The following is an 18506-nucleotide window of genomic DNA, read 5'->3' as shown; positions in this document are numbered from 1 at the left end:
CCAATCAGGGCAAAGCCAGCCCCTGGGGTGGCGCTTGCAACACTTTTTCCAATGTACCTTATGTAGGCCAAATCCACGCATCAGACGAAGGTTGCGCTTACCGCAACCCAAAAGCCAGCCCGTGGGAGGGGCTGGCTTTGCCCTGCGGCTCCGCCGCGTACCGGGCTGGGTCTTTCAGAACTCCAAGACGGGTTAAGGCAAGTTCGTAACTGGCCTTATACATCGCGCGCGGACCGAGCTGGAGCAATCGACCCTCCAAACAGGGCAAAACCAGCTCCTGGGGTGGTGGTTGCAACACCCCTTCCAAGGCATTTTATGTTGGCCAAATTCGAGCACCAGACATCGGTCGCTCTCACGGCGACCCAAAAACCAGCCCGAGGGACGGGCTGGTTTTGCCCTGCGGCTTCACCGCGTACCGGGCTGGGTTCACAGAATAGGCGTCACGACCCCTGCCGAGCCCCCTACTCCGCTGCCTCCTGATACTCCTCCATCGGCGGACAGATGCAGACCAGATTGCGATCGCCATAGGCATTATCCACCCGGTTCACCGGCGGCCAATACTTGTCCACCCGGAAGGCGCCTGCCGGAAAACAGCCCGCCTCGCGGCTGTAGGGCCTGTCCCACTCGCGCACGAGATCTTCCATCGTATGCGGCGCCATCTTGAGCGGGTTCACCTCCCGGTCAATCCGCCCCTCCTCGATCTCGCGGATCTCCTCGCGAATGGCCAGCATCGCATCGCAGAACCGGTCCAGCTCGGCCTTGGTCTCGCTCTCGGTGGGCTCGATCATCAGCGTCCCCGCCACGGGCCAGGACATGGTCGGCGCGTGAAAGCCCGCATCCATCAAGCGCTTGGCAATATCATCGACCGTGACGCCGGCACTTTCCGCAAAGGGCCGCGTGTCGAGAATGCACTCATGAGCGACCCAGCCATTGCCGCCACGATAGAGCACGTCATAAGCCCCCTCCAAGCGCTTCGCGATGTAGTTCGCATTCAGGATCGCGACCCGCGTCGCCTGCGTCAGCCCCTCGCCGCCCATCATCAGGCAATAGGCCCAGGAGATCGGCAGAAGCGAGGGCGAGCCATAGGGCGCGGCAGAAACCGGCCCCGGCCCCTCGTCTGAGAGCGGATGGCCGGGCAGATGCGCCACCAGATGGGATTTCACTCCAATCGGCCCCATCCCGGGCCCACCCCCGCCATGGGGAATACAGAAGGTCTTGTGCAGGTTGAGATGGCTCACATCGCCGCCCAGATCCCCGGGGCGCGACAGCCCGACCATGGCGTTCATATTGGCCCCGTCGATATAGACCTGCCCGCCATGGGCATGGGTGATCTCGCAGACCTCAACCACCGTCTCCTCAAAAACCCCATGGGTCGACGGATAGGTGATCATCGTGCCCGCCAGCGCATCGCCTGCCGCCTCCGCCTTGGCGCGGAAATCCTCCACATCAATGTCGCCCCGCGCATCGCAGGCCACGGGCACAACCTTCCAGCCGACCATCTGCGCGCTGGCGGGGTTCGTGCCATGGGCGTTCATCGGGATGAGACAGATATTGCGCGCGCCCTCGCCGCGGCTGCGGTGATAGGCGGCGATGGTCAAAAGCCCGGCATATTCGCCCTGTGCGCCGGAATTGGGCTGCATCGAGATCGCATCATAGCCCGTGACCTCGCAAAGCTTGGCCGAGAGATCGCCGATCATCTCCGCATAGCCCTCCGCCTGATCGGCGGGGACGTAAGGGTGCATATGGGCAAACTCGCGCCAGCTGACGGGCATCATCTCGGCGGCAGAATTGAGCTTCATCGTGCAGGACCCCAGCGGGATCATCGCCCGGTCGAGCGCCAGATCCCGGTCCGCCAGCCGCCGCATGTAGCGCATCATCTCCGTCTCGGCCCGGTTCATGTGAAACACCGGATGGGTCAGGTAATCGCTCGTGCGCACCATGGCATCGGGCAGGTGATAGCGCTCGGCGCTGGCATCATAGGATTTCACGAGACCAAAGGCGCGCCAGACTTTCTCGACCGTCTCGGGCCGCGTCACCTCATCAAGCGAAATGCCCACCCGCGTCTCGCCCACGCGCCGCAGGTTGACGCCCTGCTGCACCGCCGCCTGCAAAACGCCTGCCTGCAACAGCCCGACATCGACCGTGATCGTGTCGAAGTAATCCTTGGGATCGACGCGGAACCCTGCCTCCTCCAGCCCTTCGGCCAGCCGCACCGTCTTGCGATGGATGCGCTGCGCAATCGCCTTGAGCCCCTCGGGCCCATGAAAGACCGCATACATCGAGGCCATGACCGCCAACAGAGCCTGCGCGGTGCAGACATTGGAGGTCGCCTTCTCGCGCCGGATATGCTGCTCACGCGTCTGCAAGCTGAGCCGATAGGCCCGGTTGCCATGGCTGTCGACAGACACGCCGACAATCCGCCCCGGCATCGCCCGTTTGAGCGCATCACGACAGGCCATATAAGCCGCATGCGGCCCGCCATAGCCCATGGGCACGCCGAAGCGCTGGGTCGAGCCCACGGCAATATCGGCCCCCATCGCGCCCGGCTCCTTGAGCAGCGTGAGCGCCATCGGATCGGCGGAAACGATCCCAATCGCGCGGGCCCCATGCAAAGCCTCCATCTGCGGCGTGAAATCGCGCACATGGCCGTACGTCCCCGGATACTGGAAAATCGCGCCAAACACCGCCTCCGGCTCCAGATCCTCCGGCTTGCCCACGATCACCTCAATCCCCAAAGGCGCGGCGCGGGTCTGCATCACGGCGATGTTCTGCGGATGGCAATCACGATCGACAAAGAAGCCCCTGGCCTTGGATTTCGAAACCCGCTGCGCCATGGTCATCGCCTCGGCGCAAGCCGTCGCCTCATCGAGAAGCGAGGCATTGGCCACCTCCAGCCCCGTGAGATCGCAGACCATGGTCTGGAAATTCAGCAAGGCCTCCAAGCGCCCCTGCGAAATCTCCGGCTGATAGGGCGTATAGGCCGTATACCAGGCCGGATTCTCAAGGATGTTGCGCTGGATCGCAGGCGGCGTCATCGTCCCGTGATAGCCCTGCCCGATGAGCGAGGAGAGCACCTTGTTCTTGCCCGCCACCTGCCGCAGGTGATGCAACACCCCGCGCTCCGACATGCCGCGCCCAAAACTCAAAAGCGCCTTCGCACGAATGCTCTCAGGCACCGTCTGGGCAATCAGGTCCTCCAGCGAGCCCACCTCTAGCTCGGCCAGCATCGCCTCCATCTCCGCAGGAGAAGGCCCGATATGCCGCCTGTTGGCAAAATCATAAGGCAAATACTCGGTCGGTTGAAACGCCATGATATGTCTCCTCACGCCAGGGATCGCGCAGGTCCCGTGCTTCTTTTGTCCTCAAATACCTCGGGGGGAGGGCCGCGAGGCCCGGGGGGCAGAGCCCCCCGCTAAAAAAACCTGCGGGCAGAGCCCCCCACTAAACAAACCTGCAGGCAGAGCCCCCTACCCCGGCCAATCGCGTCGCTCAGGCGATAAACGCCTTGTAGGCCGCCTCATCCATGTACGCCTCGACCTGAGAAAGATCGGAGGCCTTGATCTTGAAGAACCACGCCTCGCCCTCGGGGTCGTCATTGACTTTGCCGGGTTCATCTTCCAGCGCAGCGTTGACTTCGACGATTTCGCCATCAATCGGCGCGAGGATATCCGAGGCCGCCTTGACGCTTTCGATCACGACGATCTCATCGTCCTTGCTCACGGTCGTGCCTTCTTCGGGCATCTCTACAAAGACCACATCGCCCAGCTGTTCGGCGGCATGGGCCGTGATCCCCACGGTCACAATCTCCCCCTCCACCGCAAGCCATTCATGTTCTTCGGTATATTTCATCTGATCCCTCATCGTTTGAAATTGGCTGCCACGAAGGGCAGGTTGACGATCTCTACAGCGACGCGCTTGCCGCGCAGCTCTGCCCAGATCGGGCGGCCCGGCTGGGCCAGCGCCCGCGCGACATAGCCCATGGCCACAGGCCCCTGAACACTGGGCCCAAAGCCTCCCGAGGTCACATGGCCCACTGGCTCTGACGCAGCCTCACTGGCAAAAAGTGCCACGCCTTCGCGGATGGGCGCCCGTCCGCCGGGGCGCAATCCGACGCGCGCCATGGCTGTGCTCTCGGCCAATTCGCCCGCGATTTGCTCCGCGCCCGGATACCCGCCCGCCCGCGCGCCGCCGGGGCGGCGGACCTTCTGCATGGCCCATGTCAGATTGGCGGCAACCGGACTGGTGGCGCTGTCAATGTCATGGCCATAAAGGCACAGCCCCGCCTCCAGCCGCAGGGAATCCCGCGCGCCCAAACCGATAGCCTCTACCCGCTCATCCGCCAAAAGCGCGCGCGCCACGTCTTCCGCCGCAGCCTCGGGCACGGAAATCTCAAAGCCATCCTCGCCCGTATAGCCTGAGCGTGAGACCCAGCACTCCGCACCGCCCAGCGGCAGGGTCGCCACCTCCATAAACCGCATGGCGGCAAAATCGGGATGATGGGCGGCGAGTACAGCCTCCGCCGCAGGCCCCTGCAACGCAATCAGCGCGCGGGTGGTGATCTCCTTGATTGTCACCTCAGGCTCCAGCGCCGCGCGCAGCCGCGCGATATCGGCCTCCTTGCAGGCCGCATTGACCACGAGGAAGAGATGATCGCCGCGATTGGCAAACATCAGATCATCCTCGATCCCGCCGGCATCGTTGGTGAAAAATCCGTAGCGCTGCCGCCCCTCGGGCAGGCCAAGCACATCTTGCGGGATAAGCCGCTCCAGCGCCAGCTTTGCCACCTCCGGGTCCCGCGCGCGCAGCACGACCTGCCCCATGTGGCTCACGTCAAAAAGCCCGGCCTGCGCGCGGCAATGCAGATGCTCCTTGAGGACACCCAGCGGATAGCTCACCGGCATCTCATAGCCCGCGAAAGGCACCATCTTCGCGCCCAGCTCCACATGCAACCCATGCAGGGGCGTGCGCCTGAGATCACCGCTATTCGCGTTATCTGTCTCCGCCATGCGCGGACCCTCCGTCATCTCCGGAGGTCATTGGAATGAAACCGTCCGGCACCCATGCGCAGCCTGATTTGGCGCGCCTCAGATGCCCCCTCTGTCTTTTCGCCTGAGATCGTTATCCCTTCGGCGGGCGCGAATGTCGCGCCTCTCTCCAGAGTCTGTTGTGTCTCAAATGGTCCGTTGGGCCTGAGAGTTTCCGGGGCGGTTGCTCCTTCGGCACCGGCGCGTCGCACCGATTCTCCCATCTGAGATACACAAGATGTATGCCAGAGCATACCGTTCGGGCAAGCCCCGTTTAGCGCGTGCAGCTCACCGGTGTCAGCAGCGCCTCAAGAGGCGCGTTATCGCACAAGAGCGCATCCAGCGTGATCTCATCGAGATGCGCATAAAAGCTTTCCGCCGCATCCCTGAGCGCCACGCGCAGGCGGCAATGGGCTGTCAGCGGACAGGTATTGTCGACATCCGCAAAGCATTCGGCAATAGGCACAGGGGCTTCAAGTGCCCGGAAAACCTCACCAATTCGGATCGCAGCGGCAGCCCGGCCCAGCTCCAGACCACCATTGCGGCCCCGATGCGTTGCCAGATAGCCCAGCTGCCCCAATTGATTGACGACTTGTGCCAAATGGTTTTCCGACGCATTGCAGCGCTCGGCGATTTCTGACTTGGTGACAAGCCTGTCCTTGTTGGCCGCGCAGTACATCAAGACCCGCATGGCAATGTTCGTTCGCTTCGTGACCCGCATTGAAATACCCTCGCGCTGGTCTGATTTCAGGCACCAATCCTGGACCCTGGGCACAGACCGTAAACCAAAAGGTGACTTAGAAACATGACATATATCAACAGGCCCCTGTAGCAGATGAGCGCACATCATTTCTTTGGATATGGCTCTCTGGTGCATGCCCGGACCCATTCGTTCACCAATGTGCGCCCCGCGACCTTGCAGGGGTGGCGCCGGGCCTGGCGGCATACGCCCCATCGCGACGTGGCTTTTCTGACGGCGGTGCGCGCGCCGGGCAGCGCCATTCGGGGCGTCGTCGCCGATGTGCCTGCCGATGATTGGGCTGCACTTGATGCGCGCGAATGGGCCTATGCGCGTGTCATGGTGACCGAGAGCGTGAGCGGCGCAACGCCCGGCGGAGATATCGCGGTCTATGCCATTGCCGAGGGCGCGCATTTCGCCCCGACCCCGGCGCATCCGGTGCTGCAAAGCTATCTCGACACGGTGCTGACGGGCTATGAACAGGTCTTTGGCGCGGCGGGTCTCACGCATTTTCTGGAGACAACCGACGGATGGCACGCGCCGGTTCTGCAAGACCGGGACAACCCGCGCTACCCCCGCGCCCAACCGCTGAGCCCGCACCAGGCGGCGCATATCGACGGCTTGCTTGATACGGTGGGGATCACGCGGATCTAGCGGCGGGCATTGAAGAGCTGGGTCAACCGCCGGTGGCCTGCAAAGGCGGGTTTGTCGTCCAGAACCAGCGGCTGCGCTGTGATCCGCATGGCCATCCAGACCGCCAAACCCCCGAAGACGACGCCGCCCACGGCCTGCCCGATCAAAACCCCGGGCGCCCCCAGCGCCCAGGCGCCCAGCATGACAAACGGCACCGTGCCGATGGTATGGCGCCCCCAATTGGTCGCGGTGGAATAAAACGGATGGCCCAGATTGTTGAACGCCGCGTTCGAGACAAAGAGCGCGCCGTTGAAAAAGAACACCAGCGCCAGCGGGCCGCAAAACAGAAAGACGAGCTCCCGCGTGACACCTTCCGCTCCGAAGATCGCCACGATCGGTTCGCGCAGCACAAACAGCAAGGCCGACATGAACAGCACGACAAGCGCGGTAAAGAGCAGCGAGGCCCGGAACGCCGCCTGCACACGGTCGGCCCGTTGCGCGCCTGCGTTCTGCCCGATGATCGGCCCCACAGCACCCGAGAGCGCAAAGATCACCCCGAAGGCCAGCGGCGTCAATCGGCCCACTATGGCCATGCCCGCGACGGCCTCCTCGCCATATTCCGCCATGGCGCGTGTGACATAGGCCTGCCCGATGGGTGTGGCCAGCTGAGTGAGAATGGCAGGCACGGCAATCGCGAGGATCACCCGCAGATCGCCGAAAAGCCCCAGAACCCGGGGCGCAATCAGCCCGCCATAGCTCTTGAAAATCGGCCGTAGCGCCGTGGCCGCAATGGTCAGCCGAGCCGCGACCGAGGCCAGAGCCGCGCCCGTCAGCTCAAGGTTCAGCCCAAAGATCAGGATCGGATCGAGCACCGCATTGACAAGCCCGCCGTAAATCGTGGCCATCATCGCCGCGCGCGCCGCGCCATGGGCCCGCAGGATCGCGCCCCCCATCATGCCCACGAGCAAAAACGGCAGGGTGGGCACGATGATCTGCAAATACGAGACCGCCAGCGCCTCCGTCTCACCCTCGGCCCCCAAAAGCCGCACCAATGGGCCCAGATTGACCCAGACCACAGCCGCGAAAATCGCGCCGAAAATCATACCCCAGACAAGCGCATGACTGGCCTTGGCGCGCGCCTCCTCAACTTCGCCCGCGCCCAAAGCCCGGGCGACCAGAGCGCCCGCCGCAATCGCCATACCAATCCCGAAAGACGTGGTGAAAAACAAGATCGCGCCCGCATAGCCTATGGCCGCCGCCAGCTCCGCCTTGCCCAGCATCGAGATGAAAACCATGTCGATAAAATCGACGAGAAAGACCGCCATCAAGCCCACCGAAGCAGTGAGCGACATGACAGACACATGGCGAAACAGATTGCCCGAGAGGAATTTGGCCTGCGCTCCGCCTGCGCCGGAAGGGGCCGTGCCCGCTGGTTTGCTCATGGCACTGCCTCCAAACTGGTGCGTCACTATCCCCGCCGGGCACGGCGAAAATCAAGGTATTTTGCGCGGAACGCTATCAGCCCCGCGCGCGGACCACCTGCAACAAAGGCATCAGATCGCCCATATCCGGGCCGTGGGACATTCCGGTGAGCGCCTTGCGCAGAGGCATGAAAAGTCCGCGCCCCTTGCGCCCGGTCGCGGCCTTGACCTCCGCCGTCCAGGCGCTCCAGGTGCCCGCATCAAAAGGCCCCTCTGGCAGCATCGTCATAGCTTGCGCCACGAAATCCGCGTCTTCGGCGTCAATCACAGGCTCCGCGCCGTTCCGGCACAGATCCCACCAGCCCTCCAGATCCGCCAGCACTGTGATATTCTCCCGCGTCACATCCCAAAACGGCGCGGCCAGCGCATCGGGCACACCCAGGGCTGCGATCTTGTCGGCGACAGCCTCCAGCGGCAGGCCGTGCAGATGCCGGGCCGTCAGCGGGAAGAGATCGTTTTCATCAAACTTCGTGGGCGCTGAGCCGAACTGGTCGAGGCTGAAACCCTCGGCGATCTCGTCAAGCGAGGTGCGCAGCTCCACCGGCTGGGATGAGCCCAGCCGCGCCATGAGCGACAGCAGCGCCTCCGGCGCGACCCCGCGTTCGCGCAGATCGCGCAGCGCCAGCGTGCCCAGCCGCTTGGACAGCGCCTCGCCCTGTGGCCCGGTCAGCAGGGAATGATGCGCGAAGCTGGGGGCTGTTCCGCCCAGAGCCTCGATGATCTGGATTTGCGTCGCCGTGTTGGTCACGTGATCGGAGCCGCGCACCACATGGGTGACCCCCATCTCGGTATCATCCACGACCGAGGCCAGCGTATAGAGCATCTGCCCGTCCTGCCGGATCAAAACCGGATCGGAAACCGATGCCGCATCAATGGACAGCGCGCCAAGGATACCATCCTCCCAGGCGATGCGCGTGTGATCCAGCTTGAAGCGCCAGACCCCTTGCCCGCGCTCGGCCCGCAAGGCCTCCCGTTCGGCATCGCTCATCTCAAGCGCCGCGCGGTCATAGACAGGCGGCTTGCCCATGTTCAACTGCTTCTTGCGCTTCAGATCCAGCTCGACGGGCGTCTCGAAGGCCTCATAGAACCGGCCCTTTTCGCGCAAGGCATCCGCCGCCGCCTCATACCGCTCGAGCCGCTTGGATTGGTATTCCACCTTGTCCCATGTGAGGCCCAGCCATTCGAGGTCCTGCATGATCGCGTCGGTATATTCCTGCTTGGAACGCTCGGCATCGGTATCGTCAATCCGCAGGATGAACGTGCCGCTCGCCTTGCGCGCGATCAGGTAATTGAAGAGCGCCGTGCGCAGGTTGCCGACGTGGATATAGCCAGTGGGGGACGGGGCAAAACGGGTGGTGGTCATGGGTCTCTCCTGTTGCCACGGGCCTTGTCACAGCGCAGAGCGATTGTCCAGAATGGCCAGGCGCGCACACGCCTCTAAGTCGGGCTGACGGGCCATTGCCGTTTGAGCTCAGACAACCCCTGCTTGATGATCCGGCGCAGGACACGCTCGTCGATATCCGCAAGCTTGTTGATGTAAAGACAGGCCGCGCCCGCCTTGTATTTGCCGAGCTTGTCCAGAAGCCCGCCCAAATCGCTGTAGCCGGGCATGATGTAGATCGAATGCCGCGCCTTTCGCGGGCTGAACCCCGTGGCCAGAAAACTGCCTTCCCGCCCGCTGGCATAGCGATACGCGTAGCGCCCGTAGCCGACGATGCTCTCGCCCCACATTTGCGGCTCAAAGCCCGTCACCTCGCGAAAGATCTCATCCAGTTTCAGCCCCTCGTCGCGCCGCCGCTCCGGCGCGACCTGGGCCAGAAAATCAGCCACGGGGATGGGCGTGGGCATGGTTTTATTGGTCATGGCTCACATCCTTGTGCGGACGCTTGTGCAGGACAAGTCTTAAAGTCGCCCTACCTGATCCCATCATATCAAAGGAGGTGACCCATGTCGCAATTGAAAATGTCGCGCCGCGCGGCGCTGGCGGGGGTCGCGGCAACGCCACTCTTGTCCATGTCCGCACAGGCCCAGGCGCCCATGCTGGGCGCAAACCTGCCGGAGTTTCGCCGGGTCAAACTGGGCGAGTTCGAGGTCACGACGCTGCTTGCAGGCTCCGCCGTGCGCGATGAGATGCAGACGATCTTCGGCATGAATGTAAGCGCGGAAGAGTTTCAGGAGGCGTCTGACGCCGCGGGCATTCCCTCAGACAAGGCGCGGTTTTACTTCACGCCCACCGTCGTGAACACCGGCTCCGCGCTCATCCTGTTTGACACAGGGCTGAATGCCGCTGGCACGACTGCTGCGCTCGAGGCCGCAGGCTATAGCACCGATCAGATCACCCATGTTGTCATCACCCACAGCCACGGCGATCACATCGGCGGGCTGATGAATGAAGGCGCGGAGACGTTCGGCAATGCCTCCTACGTCATTGGCGCGGTGGAATTTGACAACAGCAGCGGCGATCGTTTCGACCAGATGGTCAAGCCGCTGGCCGAGAAGTTCTCCATGATCAATCCCGGCGACGCCGTGACCTCCGGCGTGGAAGCCATGGATGCGTTCGGCCATACGCCGGGCCACATGGCCTATCTGCTCGACAGCGGCGGCCAACAGCTCCTGATCGCGGCGGATTTCGCCAATCACTACGTCTGGTCTCTGGCCTATCCGGATTGGGAAGTGCGCTTTGACCGCGACAAGGCGGCAGCAGCAGCGACGCGCAAGCGCCTGCTGGGGATGCTGGCCGCAGAGAAGATGCCGTTTATCGGCTACCACATGCCCTTCCCGGCGGTGGGCTATGTCGCCAATCGCGGCGGCAGCTTTGCCTATGAGCCGATGAGCTACCAGCTTTCTCTCTGAGACATGCGCCCGGCTGCGCCAAAGGTGCGGAGCCGGGCAAAGACACGCGCCTAAAACGCGTCATCCAGGAGCAACGGGCTGCCATCGCTGAAACGGCTGAGGCGAAAGGGCGTCGGGTCCACGACAGGCGCGCGCCCGGTGACGAGATCGGCCATCAAGCGCCCCGCCCCCGGCCCGATGCCAAACCCATGGCCGGAAAAGCCCGTCGCGACGAAGAGGCCGTCATGGCTGTCGACCGGACCGATGACGGGGATCGCATCAGGCGTCACGTCGATCAACCCACCCCAGGATTGCACAATCTGCGCGCGCTCCAGCGCCGGGATTGCCGCTTGCGCCTTGGCCCAGACCTTGCGCATGCGGGCCGCGGCGGGACTTGGATCGAGCGCCCGGTCTTGCTCAAAAACGGTTTGCTCCCGGCCTGACCAGTGTCGGGGCGTGCGCAGCTCGGTGAGAAATCTGTCATCGAGCCGGGGCGTGACATCGCCCGCATTGGCGCGCCATGACGGCAAAAAACGGCGCAGGAGGCGGAAACTGTCTGGCGTAATCCCGTGCAGGTTCGATCCGCCATCTGCCAGAGTATAGCCGCCATCGCGCCGCTTGCGCCAGGCCAGGCCCTTGGCCCAAAGGCTCGTCTCCGGGCCACCGCGCACAGGCGAGGTGCGCAACACCGAATTCAGCACTTTCAGCTGCGGGATGTCGATGCCCAGATTGCCCGCAAAGAGCCGCGACCACGCGCCCGCTGCCAGAACCACCTGGTCACAGGCGACGCGGCCACGCTCTGTGACAACCGCGCTCACCCGGCCCGCGCTGTGCTCGACCACGCGCACAGCGCAGCCCGTAAAGAGCCGCGCGCCCTGCGCACGCGCGCCCTCGGCAATGGCGGGCGCGGCCAGCTGCGGCTCGGCGCGGGCATCCTCCGGCGTGTAGAGCGCGCCGTCCGCGTCCAGCTGCACATCGCCCAGAAGCTCCCGCAGAGCGTGGCGCTCAAGAATGCGCGCGGGCGTCTGGTAGGGTTCGAGATTGCGCAACCAATCCGCATAGCGCGCGCCCGCTTGCTCGTTTTGATAGGAAAACAGGATGCCGCAGCGGTGAAAGCCCGTGGGATGGGCCAACCTCTCAGCGTAGCTTTCCCAGCCGCGCATGGCCTCCATCATCAGGGGCAATTCACGCGGATCGCGCATCGCGATGCGCACCCATCCCCAATTGCGCCCCGATTGCTCGCCTGCGATCACGCCCTTCTCAAAGAGCGCAACGGAGAAGCCGCGTTCGGCCAGCTCCAACGCGGTGGCGCAGCCAATGATCCCGCCACCGATGATGGCGACATCCACACGATCAGGCAATGTGGTGTCGGAGTGAAATTCTGTGGGGGGCGGTCCGGGCATGGGGTGAATTTGAGCCAAGCCACCCGCGCTGTCACCCCCTTTTCATCACACCTACGCTTGGGCAAGGTGGCGCCATGACGGATAGCCCAGATATCGCTGCCTTCTACACCATGGCGGAGAGCGCCCGCGCCGGGCTCCCGGAGGCGTTTGCGCCCGCAGCCGCGCAGGTTGTGTTGCGCATCGAGGACCGGCCCAGCGAGGCGATGCTGGCCGCGATTGGTCTGGACGATCCGATGCTGCTCACGGGCCTCTATGACGGCATTCCGCTGACCGAGAAGTCCGTCTTTGATGTCCCGGAAGGCCCTGACGTGATCTGGCTGTTTCGCGCGCCAATTCTGGCGGAATGGCGCGCGCGGGGGAATGTGTCCCTCAGCACGCTTGTGGCCCATGTCTACGTCCATGAACTGGCGCATCACTTTGGCTGGTCCGACGACGATATTGCCGAAATCGACCGTTGGTGGGAGTGAGCCGCGGCCCGGTCTCCAGAGACTAGCTGCGCCGCCGCGCATCGGGGAACATACGCGTCATCTCGCGGTGGAAATATTCCCAGGAGATCACCGCCTTGTTGCCCGCATAGCCGTGATAATGCGACTTGCCCGTCTCATTGGGCAGCCCGGCCCAGATCTTGGCGATGTTGTTCATGAAGCCCGTCTGATCAAGCTCACCTGTGAGAAACCGGCTGAGCCCTGCATCGGCCAGCAAGAGATCGGCCAGCTGATCCTGCACAGCGGGGCTGAAGCGCGTCGTCGCAGGCAGATGCGCGCGTTTGACCAGACGGCGCAGCGTTGGCGGGATGAACTGGTAACGGCCAATGGCATGGGGCTGGCGCGGGGTGACGTCGATCCAGTGATAAATCTCGGCAATGGTCATGTCCGTCGGTGCTTTGCTGGGTTTGATGCGTGCACCGTATTGCACCGCGTCATAGCCACTCTTGCCCGCCTCCGCCTTGGCAATCAGATCGCGCAGACCAGCCACGCCCATGCCTTTGCCCGGCCCCGTGATCGGCGCGCTCAGACCCGGCACGGAGGACGACCGCCGCTCCACCGGCGCAAAGAGCGAGCCTGCGTTGGAGCCAAAAAAGAGCGACCCCGCAGGCGCGGAGGCCTGCACAAGGCCCGCATTCTGCCCACGTTCCATATCAAACAGCGCCTTGCGCTCCTGTTCCGTCACGAGAAGGGATTGCGGCCCCGCCAACGCCAAACCAATCGCCAATTGCAGCCCAAGCAAGAACCATGCCAGAAATCGCATCTTCGACACCAAACCATCCCTTCTGGAATTTCCAGTTGGGTGGGGTGCTAGGGCTCAAGGCTTTACATTTCGTATCGTCAGGACGGATCGCGCCAGCGGTTCACGATGGGATAGCGGCGGTCCAGCCAGAAGGCGCCTTTGGTCAGCCGCGCCCCCGGCGCAGACTGGAAGCGCTTGTATTCACTGATATAAATCAGATGCTCGACCTTCCGGGCCACCTCCCGCTCGAAGCCTGCTGCAACGCAATCGGCAATCGATCCATCGCGGTCCACGAGAATGTCTAAAATTGCATCGAGTTCAGGATAATCGGGCAGGCTGTCGCTGTCTTTTTGATCCTCGCGCAGCTCGGCGGAGGGCGGTTTGGTGATGATGCGCTCAGGGATCACGACGCCCTCGGGCGCGCGCATCCACGGCCTGTGGTTCGCATTGCGCCAGCGGCAGGTCTCGAAGACGCGGGTCTTGTAGAGATCCTTGATCGGATTGTAACCGCCTGACATATCGCCATAAATCGTGGCATAGCCCACGGCAACCTCGCTCTTGTTACCGGTCGTCAGAAGCATTTCGCCAAATTTGTTGGAGAGCGCCATGAGCAGCAGACCGCGCAGGCGGGACTGGATATTTTCCTCCGTGAGCCCCTCCTCTGTCCCCTCAAAGAGCGGCGCCAAGGCCTCGGTCACGGCCGCGCGCGGACCGGAAATGGGTAGGAAATCATAGCGCACGCCCAAGCTTTCAGCGCAGGCCTTCGCGTCCTCAAGGCTCTCGGGCGAGGTATATTCCGAGGGCAGCATCACGGCGCGCACATTGTCCGCGCCCAGCGCATCTGCCGCAATCGTGCAGACCAGCGCGGAATCGACGCCGCCCGACATGCCCAAGAGCACTTTCCTGAACCCCGTCTTGGCCATGTAATCGCGCAAGGATTGCACCATGACGCGGTAATCCTGCTCCCATTCATCGGGATGGGCGACCACCTCATCAGGCGCAATGCGCCACCCCTCGGGCCCGCGCGTCAGCGTGATCTGATGCACATCCTCGTCAAAGGCAGGTCGTTTGAACGCAAGCTCGCCGCCGGGATTGAGCCCGAAAGAGCCACCGTCAAACACCTGATCATCCTGACCGCCGACCATATTTAGATAGATCAGCGGCAAGCCCGTCTCGACCACGCGGGCCACCATATGGTTGAGCCGGGTGTCGAACTTGTTGCGATAATAGGGCGAGCCATTGGGCACGAGCAGGAATTCAGCGCCGCTCTCCTCCAGCGTTTCAGCCACATCCGGATGCCACGCATCTTCACAAATAGGTGAGCCGATGCGCGTATTGCCCACCGCATAGGGCCCGCCGAGGGGGCCGCTATCGAAGATACGGACCTCGTCGAAGACGGTCTCGTTGGGCAGGTTGTGCTTGAGTTGCCGCGACACGATGCGCCCGCCCTTGCAGATGAAATAGGCGTTGTAGAGCTTGCCGTCTTCCGCGAGCGGCCCGCCAATCGCAAGGGCTGGCCCCTCCGCGCAAGCTGCGGCCAGCGCCTCGACCTCCGCCAGCGCGGCGCGGTGGAAGGCGGGCTTCATGACGAGATCCTGCGCGTTATAGCCGGCAATAAACATCTCGGGCAGCGCGACGAGATCACTGCCCTGCGCCTTGGCCGTCTCCCAGACCGCGCGCGCCTTGGCGGCGTTGCCGGTCAAATCCCCGACGGTGGGGTTGAGTTGCGCCAATGTGATACGGAAGCTGTCCGTCATATGCCCTGAGCCTTGTGTCATGCCGCATCTCGGGCGGCTGTCGTCTCTTCGGAGCACCACTTAGCAGACCTGCGCGCGAGGGGAAGCCCATGCGGCGCGACGGGTGGCAGAGATGCGCAGCCGCCCGCCCCAAGCGCCCGAATCGCATTGTCTGCGCGGGCACAAGGCTTTACCCTCTCTTCCAAAGTGGAAAAGGGCTGATCCGCACATGACATCGTCTCTTCGTATCGCAGGGGCCACGGCCATCCTCGTGGCATTCAGTGCGGCGGGCGCATTCGCGCAGGATGGGCAAGTTCTCACCAAGCAATATGACGATGGCGGCGTCTATGAAGGCACGTTCAAGGACGGCCTGCAGCACGGCACCGGCACGTATCGGCTGCCCAATGGCTATGAATATACCGGCGAGTGGGTCGAGGGCGAAATAAAGGGGCGCGGCGTGGCGCGGTTCCCCAATGGGTCAGTCTATGAGGGCGAGTTTGCCAAGGGCAAGCCCGAGGGCGTCGGCAAGATCATCTTCGCTGATGGCGGCACCTATGAGGGCACATGGGTCGAAGGCCAGATCACCGGGCAAGGCACCGCGCTTTATGCCAATGGCGTGCGCTACGAGGGCGGCTTTCGCAATGCGATGCACCACGGGCGCGGCACGATGACAAGCCCGGGCGGCTACAATTACAACGGTGATTGGGTCAATGGCGTGAAGGACGGCATCGCCACCGTCGCCTATCCCGATGGCTCGGTTTACGAGGGCCGCGTCAAAGAGGGCAAGCGCGAGGGCGAAGGCACGCTGACCATGCCGGACGGGATGGTCTATGAGGGGCTCTGGCGCGAGGGTCAGATCAACGGCGCAGGCAAGCTCACCCAGACCAATGGCGATGTCTACGAAGGGCAATTGGTCGATGGCCGCCGTCAGGGTGAGGGCCGCGTGACCTATGCCAATGGCGATGTCTACGAGGGCCAGTTCGCCAATGACAAACGCCACGGCCGCGGCATCTTCTCAGGGCAGGACGGCTATCGCTACGAGGGCGACTGGCTCGAAGGCAAGATCGAGGGCAACGGCACGGTGACCTACCCGGACGGCTCGATCTATGTCGGCGAATTTCTGGGCGATCTGGCCCATGGCGTGGGCAATATCACCTACCCCGATGGCGCGACCTATGAGGGCCAATGGGAAAACGGCGTAATCCAGGGCCAGGGCCGGGCCACCTACCCCAACGGGATCACCTATGAAGGCGGCTTTCAGAACGCGCGCAACCATGGCTTTGGCGTGATGACCTATGCCGATGGCTACCGCTACGAGGGCGAATGGCAGGACGGCCAGCGCCACGGCAAAGGCACCGCGACTTACCCCGACGGGACGATCTACACCGGAGATTTCCTGAATGGCCAGCGCCACGGACAAGGCGAGATCGCCATGCCCGACGGGTTCAAATACCTCGGCGCCTGGGAAAACGGCGAGATTTCCGGGCAAGGCACCGCGACCTATGCCAATGGCGATGTCTATGAGGGCAATTTCCGCGCCGGACGCAGACAAGGGCCCGGCACGATGCGCTACGCCACGGGCGAAGAAGCGGCGGGCGAATGGGTCAACGGCGCGCTGGCCCGCGAAACAAGCACTGCCACGGAATAGCCCCCTCCGCAGGCAGCAAAAAGCCCGGCCGCGCCATCGCACCGCCGGGCCCATGTGTTTTACCGTCTCGAAAGACCGTTCAGATCAGCGCTTCGACTTGCGCCGCATCGCTGCAACACCGGCCAGGCCGGTCAGAAGCAGCAGGCCGCCCGCAGGCAGCGGGACAGGGGCTGCAAAACCATAAGTTATATTGTCGATGCCAAACGCGTTTTCGGTAATTCCGACGAAATCGATGCGCGTGAATGGCGTGTCAGATTCAACACCGATAAAGGCGAGGGATTGCAAAAAACCAATATTAACCAGCTTTTCGCCATTTATGACTATTGCTGTGCTTTCGCTGTCGACATTAAAGTTGCGAAAATCGGCGCCCCAATAGGTGACCGGATTAGCCATTGTGATCGATGCGCCTTGAGTAGGCGACACAAAGAAGCTTGCAGCATTAGACCCATCGACGTTCACTTCAGGCCGGAAAGGGACCACGTCGACTTGGTTGTATAAGCTGTCTTGCGAGTCCCCACGTAGCGTAACTTCGCCAACGGTTACCGACCCGCCACCAAAGCTGACATCGTCCGTAACATCTTCGAAACCTTCGTAGAACAACTTCACCGGGACCGTGTTTTCAAAAGTGTCGCGCACGGGGAAAATCGTTACAATTGCTGCTTGTGCCGAATTCGCTAAGAGCGCCAAAACCATGGCGGCGGATAAGGTCGTCGAAATCTTCATGATCGAATGTCCCATTCCCTTTGTTTCAATCTGCAGAGTTGTGTCGGTCAATGTCCAGTATATCGAGCCAATAGCTCCATGGCGAATTTCCCCTACGGCAGAGATAGGATTAAACAGTTCTGGGTCGCAAGAAGCGCATCAGGAAATCGGCGCCAGGGCAAGGGCTTCCACTGACAAACATGTCAATTACATGCGCCTCGCGTTGCGCCATGCCCATGTAAAAAAACGTAAAAAATCAAACTGTCTCGATTGCCCTGCGGGTTGGGCTTTATGGCGACACACTGTCTCCAAAATGGAAACACCACATAATTCCAGCATAGGTTGCGCTTTGTACGGGGCAATTCTTCTTAAGGCGCGCCCTCCACCAAGAAATCCCCTGCAGCCCAGCCTTCGAACCCCGGATCGGCCAGTGTCGCCACACGACACCAGCGCCGCGCCTCGGCCATGCGGCAACCGAGGTTGCGCAGGCTGCGACCCTGCTCCAGCACTGTCACCACCTTGGCGCCCGTTGAGGGCTCCGCGCGCAGGTTGAGCGGTCCGCCATTGCGCGTGGCCACCTGCCAGAAATCCGGCCCCCCTTGCAGACCATCAGCCACGTCGCCCTGCACCACCTCCCCCAGCGCGCCGGTCACAGACACGCTCAGCGTATAGTCCGACACATCACCCCGCCGCGCGGCATTGCGCATCTGGTAGACGTGGATCGTGTAGGTGCCCGAGAGCGCAAGCGTGATCTCCGCGCTGTTGATCTCCGGCATGCCGCGCCCGGTGAATTGGCTGTTGAGCAGCGCCTGATCGCCCGGCCCCGTGCCCGGGGCGTAGAGGTTGAAGTAGGTGGCGGTGTTGCTGGCTGTAAGCCGCGCTTGCAGCTCCTGCCCGGCCTCGGCGCCGATCGTGTAGAGCACGCTCTGGCGTCCGGTGATCCGCGCGGTGATGTCTGCCGCGTTGGCCCCGGGCGCAAACCGCACCGGCGCGCTGCGCATGTCCTCCTGCGCCTGGGCCACCGCGGGACAGACCAGCGCAAAGGCCGTCACAAGCTGGGTCATCCATCGGATCATCTGGT

General features: G+C 62.9%; 16 protein-coding genes and 1 riboswitch. Of the genes, 4 read left to right on the top strand and 12 right to left on the bottom strand.

The window, feature by feature from the left end; translation table 11 throughout:
- Nucleotides 1-461: 461 nt before the first annotated feature.
- The 4 genes from gcvP to ACP15S_RS02915 all read right to left on the bottom strand — a co-directional run bounded on the left by gcvP (nucleotide 462) and on the right by ACP15S_RS02915 (nucleotide 5745).
- Nucleotides 462-3311 (bottom strand): aminomethyl-transferring glycine dehydrogenase, encoded by a 2850-nt coding sequence (gcvP, locus tag ACP15S_RS02930; RefSeq protein ID WP_425038079.1) that lies wholly within the window; start codon nucleotides 3309-3311, stop codon nucleotides 462-464.
- 178 nt (nucleotides 3312-3489) lie between these two features.
- Nucleotides 3490-3849: a glycine cleavage system protein GcvH gene (gene gcvH, locus ACP15S_RS02925; protein WP_425038078.1), complete on the bottom strand. Its 360-nt coding sequence runs from the start codon at nucleotides 3847-3849 to the stop codon at nucleotides 3490-3492.
- A gap of 8 nt (nucleotides 3850-3857) precedes the next feature.
- On the bottom strand, nucleotides 3858-5006 hold the full coding sequence (gcvT, locus tag ACP15S_RS02920) for a glycine cleavage system aminomethyltransferase GcvT (RefSeq protein WP_425038077.1): 1149 nt from the start codon (nucleotides 5004-5006) through the stop codon (nucleotides 3858-3860).
- Between the two features lie 160 nt (nucleotides 5007-5166).
- Nucleotides 5167-5257, bottom strand: a riboswitch (glycine riboswitch).
- 41 nt (nucleotides 5258-5298) lie between these two features.
- The gene (locus ACP15S_RS02915; RefSeq protein ID WP_425038076.1) at nucleotides 5299-5745 is read right to left on the bottom strand and encodes an RrF2 family transcriptional regulator; all 447 of its coding nucleotides are present in this window, start codon (nucleotides 5743-5745) and stop codon (nucleotides 5299-5301) included.
- A 114-nt stretch (nucleotides 5746-5859) separates the two neighbouring features.
- On the opposite strand from ACP15S_RS02915, the gene ACP15S_RS02910 reads away from it, so the two are divergent.
- Nucleotides 5860-6417 (top strand): gamma-glutamylcyclotransferase family protein, encoded by a 558-nt coding sequence (locus ACP15S_RS02910; protein ID WP_425038075.1) that lies wholly within the window; start codon nucleotides 5860-5862, stop codon nucleotides 6415-6417.
- On the opposite strand, the gene ACP15S_RS02905 is transcribed toward ACP15S_RS02910, so the two are convergent.
- From ACP15S_RS02905 to ACP15S_RS02895, 3 genes are all read right to left on the bottom strand, one after another.
- On the bottom strand, nucleotides 6414-7838 hold the full coding sequence (locus tag ACP15S_RS02905; RefSeq protein ID WP_425038074.1) for an MATE family efflux transporter: 1425 nt from the start codon (nucleotides 7836-7838) through the stop codon (nucleotides 6414-6416). The two genes, ACP15S_RS02910 and ACP15S_RS02905, sit on opposite strands and share 4 nt — an antisense overlap.
- A 76-nt stretch (nucleotides 7839-7914) precedes the next feature.
- On the bottom strand, nucleotides 7915-9240 hold the full coding sequence (gene gltX, locus ACP15S_RS02900; protein ID WP_425038073.1) for a glutamate--tRNA ligase: 1326 nt from the start codon (nucleotides 9238-9240) through the stop codon (nucleotides 7915-7917).
- 74 nt (nucleotides 9241-9314) lie between these two features.
- Nucleotides 9315-9740 carry a DUF1801 domain-containing protein gene (locus ACP15S_RS02895; protein WP_425038072.1) on the bottom strand — a complete coding sequence of 142 codons (426 nt, stop codon included), beginning with the start codon at nucleotides 9738-9740 and terminating at the stop codon, nucleotides 9315-9317.
- Nucleotides 9741-9824: 84 nt separating this feature from the next.
- Between ACP15S_RS02895 and ACP15S_RS02890 the strand changes: the two genes are divergently transcribed.
- Entirely contained in the window at nucleotides 9825-10730 is a 906-nt protein-coding gene (locus ACP15S_RS02890) for an MBL fold metallo-hydrolase (protein WP_425038071.1), read from the top strand.
- A gap of 50 nt (nucleotides 10731-10780) precedes the next feature.
- Here ACP15S_RS02890 and ACP15S_RS02885 read toward each other — a convergent pair whose 3' ends face one another.
- On the bottom strand, nucleotides 10781-12112 hold the full coding sequence (locus ACP15S_RS02885; protein WP_425038070.1) for an NAD(P)/FAD-dependent oxidoreductase: 1332 nt from the start codon (nucleotides 12110-12112) through the stop codon (nucleotides 10781-10783).
- 74 nt (nucleotides 12113-12186) lie between these two features.
- Here ACP15S_RS02885 and ACP15S_RS02880 point away from each other — a divergent pair, with 74 nt between their 5' ends.
- Nucleotides 12187-12579 (top strand): metallopeptidase family protein, encoded by a 393-nt coding sequence (locus ACP15S_RS02880; protein WP_425038069.1) that lies wholly within the window; start codon nucleotides 12187-12189, stop codon nucleotides 12577-12579.
- Between the two features lie 22 nt (nucleotides 12580-12601).
- On the opposite strand, the gene ACP15S_RS02875 is transcribed toward ACP15S_RS02880, so the two are convergent.
- Complete coding sequence (locus ACP15S_RS02875) at nucleotides 12602-13360, bottom strand: hypothetical protein (RefSeq protein WP_425039641.1); 759 nt, start codon at nucleotides 13358-13360, stop codon at nucleotides 12602-12604.
- 77 nt (nucleotides 13361-13437) lie between these two features.
- Nucleotides 13438-15096, bottom strand: coding sequence for an NAD+ synthase (locus ACP15S_RS02870; protein WP_425039640.1), 1659 nt, complete (start codon nucleotides 15094-15096; stop codon nucleotides 13438-13440).
- 208 nt (nucleotides 15097-15304) lie between these two features.
- Between ACP15S_RS02870 and ACP15S_RS02865 the strand changes: the two genes are divergently transcribed.
- A complete protein-coding gene (locus tag ACP15S_RS02865) occupies nucleotides 15305-16723 on the top strand; it encodes an MORN repeat-containing protein (protein WP_425038068.1) in 1419 nt (472 codons plus the stop codon).
- 84 nt (nucleotides 16724-16807) lie between these two features.
- Here the strand turns inward: ACP15S_RS02865 and ACP15S_RS02860 are convergent, their stop codons facing one another.
- Entirely contained in the window at nucleotides 16808-17461 is a 654-nt protein-coding gene (locus ACP15S_RS02860) for a VPLPA-CTERM sorting domain-containing protein (protein WP_425038067.1), read from the bottom strand.
- Between the two features lie 332 nt (nucleotides 17462-17793).
- Nucleotides 17794-18501, bottom strand: a complete 708-nt coding sequence (locus ACP15S_RS02855; RefSeq protein WP_425038066.1) for an SH3 domain-containing protein — start codon at nucleotides 18499-18501, stop codon at nucleotides 17794-17796.
- Nucleotides 18502-18506 lie beyond the last annotated feature (5 nt).

This window comes from Primorskyibacter sp. S187A, assembly GCF_049800955.1.
In the GTDB taxonomy this organism is placed as follows: Bacteria; Pseudomonadota; Alphaproteobacteria; order Rhodobacterales; family Rhodobacteraceae; genus JAKVBH01.
The sequence above is the reverse complement of the archived record's forward strand: the minus strand, read 5'-3'. Positions and strand labels throughout refer to the sequence as shown.

Excerpts from the sequence above, each read along its gene's own strand:
- ACP15S_RS02905 (WP_425038074.1), bottom strand. The coding sequence starts at position 7,838 with ATGAGCAAACCAGCGGGCACGGCCCCTTCCGGCGCAGGCGGAGCGCAG.
- ACP15S_RS02865 (WP_425038068.1), top strand. The coding sequence starts at position 15,305 with ATGACATCGTCTCTTCGTATCGCAGGGGCCACGGCCATCCTCGTGGCA.
- ACP15S_RS02890 (WP_425038071.1), top strand. The coding sequence starts at position 9,825 with ATGTCGCAATTGAAAATGTCGCGCCGCGCGGCGCTGGCGGGGGTCGCG.
- ACP15S_RS02885 (WP_425038070.1), bottom strand. The coding sequence starts at position 12,112 with ATGCCCGGACCGCCCCCCACAGAATTTCACTCCGACACCACATTGCCT.
- gcvP (WP_425038079.1), bottom strand. The coding sequence starts at position 3,311 with ATGGCGTTTCAACCGACCGAGTATTTGCCTTATGATTTTGCCAACAGG.
- ACP15S_RS02875 (WP_425039641.1), bottom strand. The coding sequence starts at position 13,360 with ATGCGATTTCTGGCATGGTTCTTGCTTGGGCTGCAATTGGCGATTGGT.
- gltX (WP_425038073.1), bottom strand. The coding sequence starts at position 9,240 with ATGACCACCACCCGTTTTGCCCCGTCCCCCACTGGCTATATCCACGTC.
- ACP15S_RS02860 (WP_425038067.1), bottom strand. The coding sequence starts at position 17,461 with ATGGGACATTCGATCATGAAGATTTCGACGACCTTATCCGCCGCCATG.
- ACP15S_RS02915 (WP_425038076.1), bottom strand. The coding sequence starts at position 5,745 with ATGCGGGTCACGAAGCGAACGAACATTGCCATGCGGGTCTTGATGTAC.
- ACP15S_RS02870 (WP_425039640.1), bottom strand. The coding sequence starts at position 15,096 with ATGACGGACAGCTTCCGTATCACATTGGCGCAACTCAACCCCACCGTC.
- gcvH (WP_425038078.1), bottom strand. The coding sequence starts at position 3,849 with ATGAAATATACCGAAGAACATGAATGGCTTGCGGTGGAGGGGGAGATT.
- gcvT (WP_425038077.1), bottom strand. The coding sequence starts at position 5,006 with ATGGCGGAGACAGATAACGCGAATAGCGGTGATCTCAGGCGCACGCCC.
- ACP15S_RS02880 (WP_425038069.1), top strand. The coding sequence starts at position 12,187 with ATGACGGATAGCCCAGATATCGCTGCCTTCTACACCATGGCGGAGAGC.
- ACP15S_RS02855 (WP_425038066.1), bottom strand. The coding sequence starts at position 18,501 with ATGATCCGATGGATGACCCAGCTTGTGACGGCCTTTGCGCTGGTCTGT.
- ACP15S_RS02895 (WP_425038072.1), bottom strand. The coding sequence starts at position 9,740 with ATGACCAATAAAACCATGCCCACGCCCATCCCCGTGGCTGATTTTCTG.
- ACP15S_RS02910 (WP_425038075.1), top strand. The coding sequence starts at position 5,860 with ATGAGCGCACATCATTTCTTTGGATATGGCTCTCTGGTGCATGCCCGG.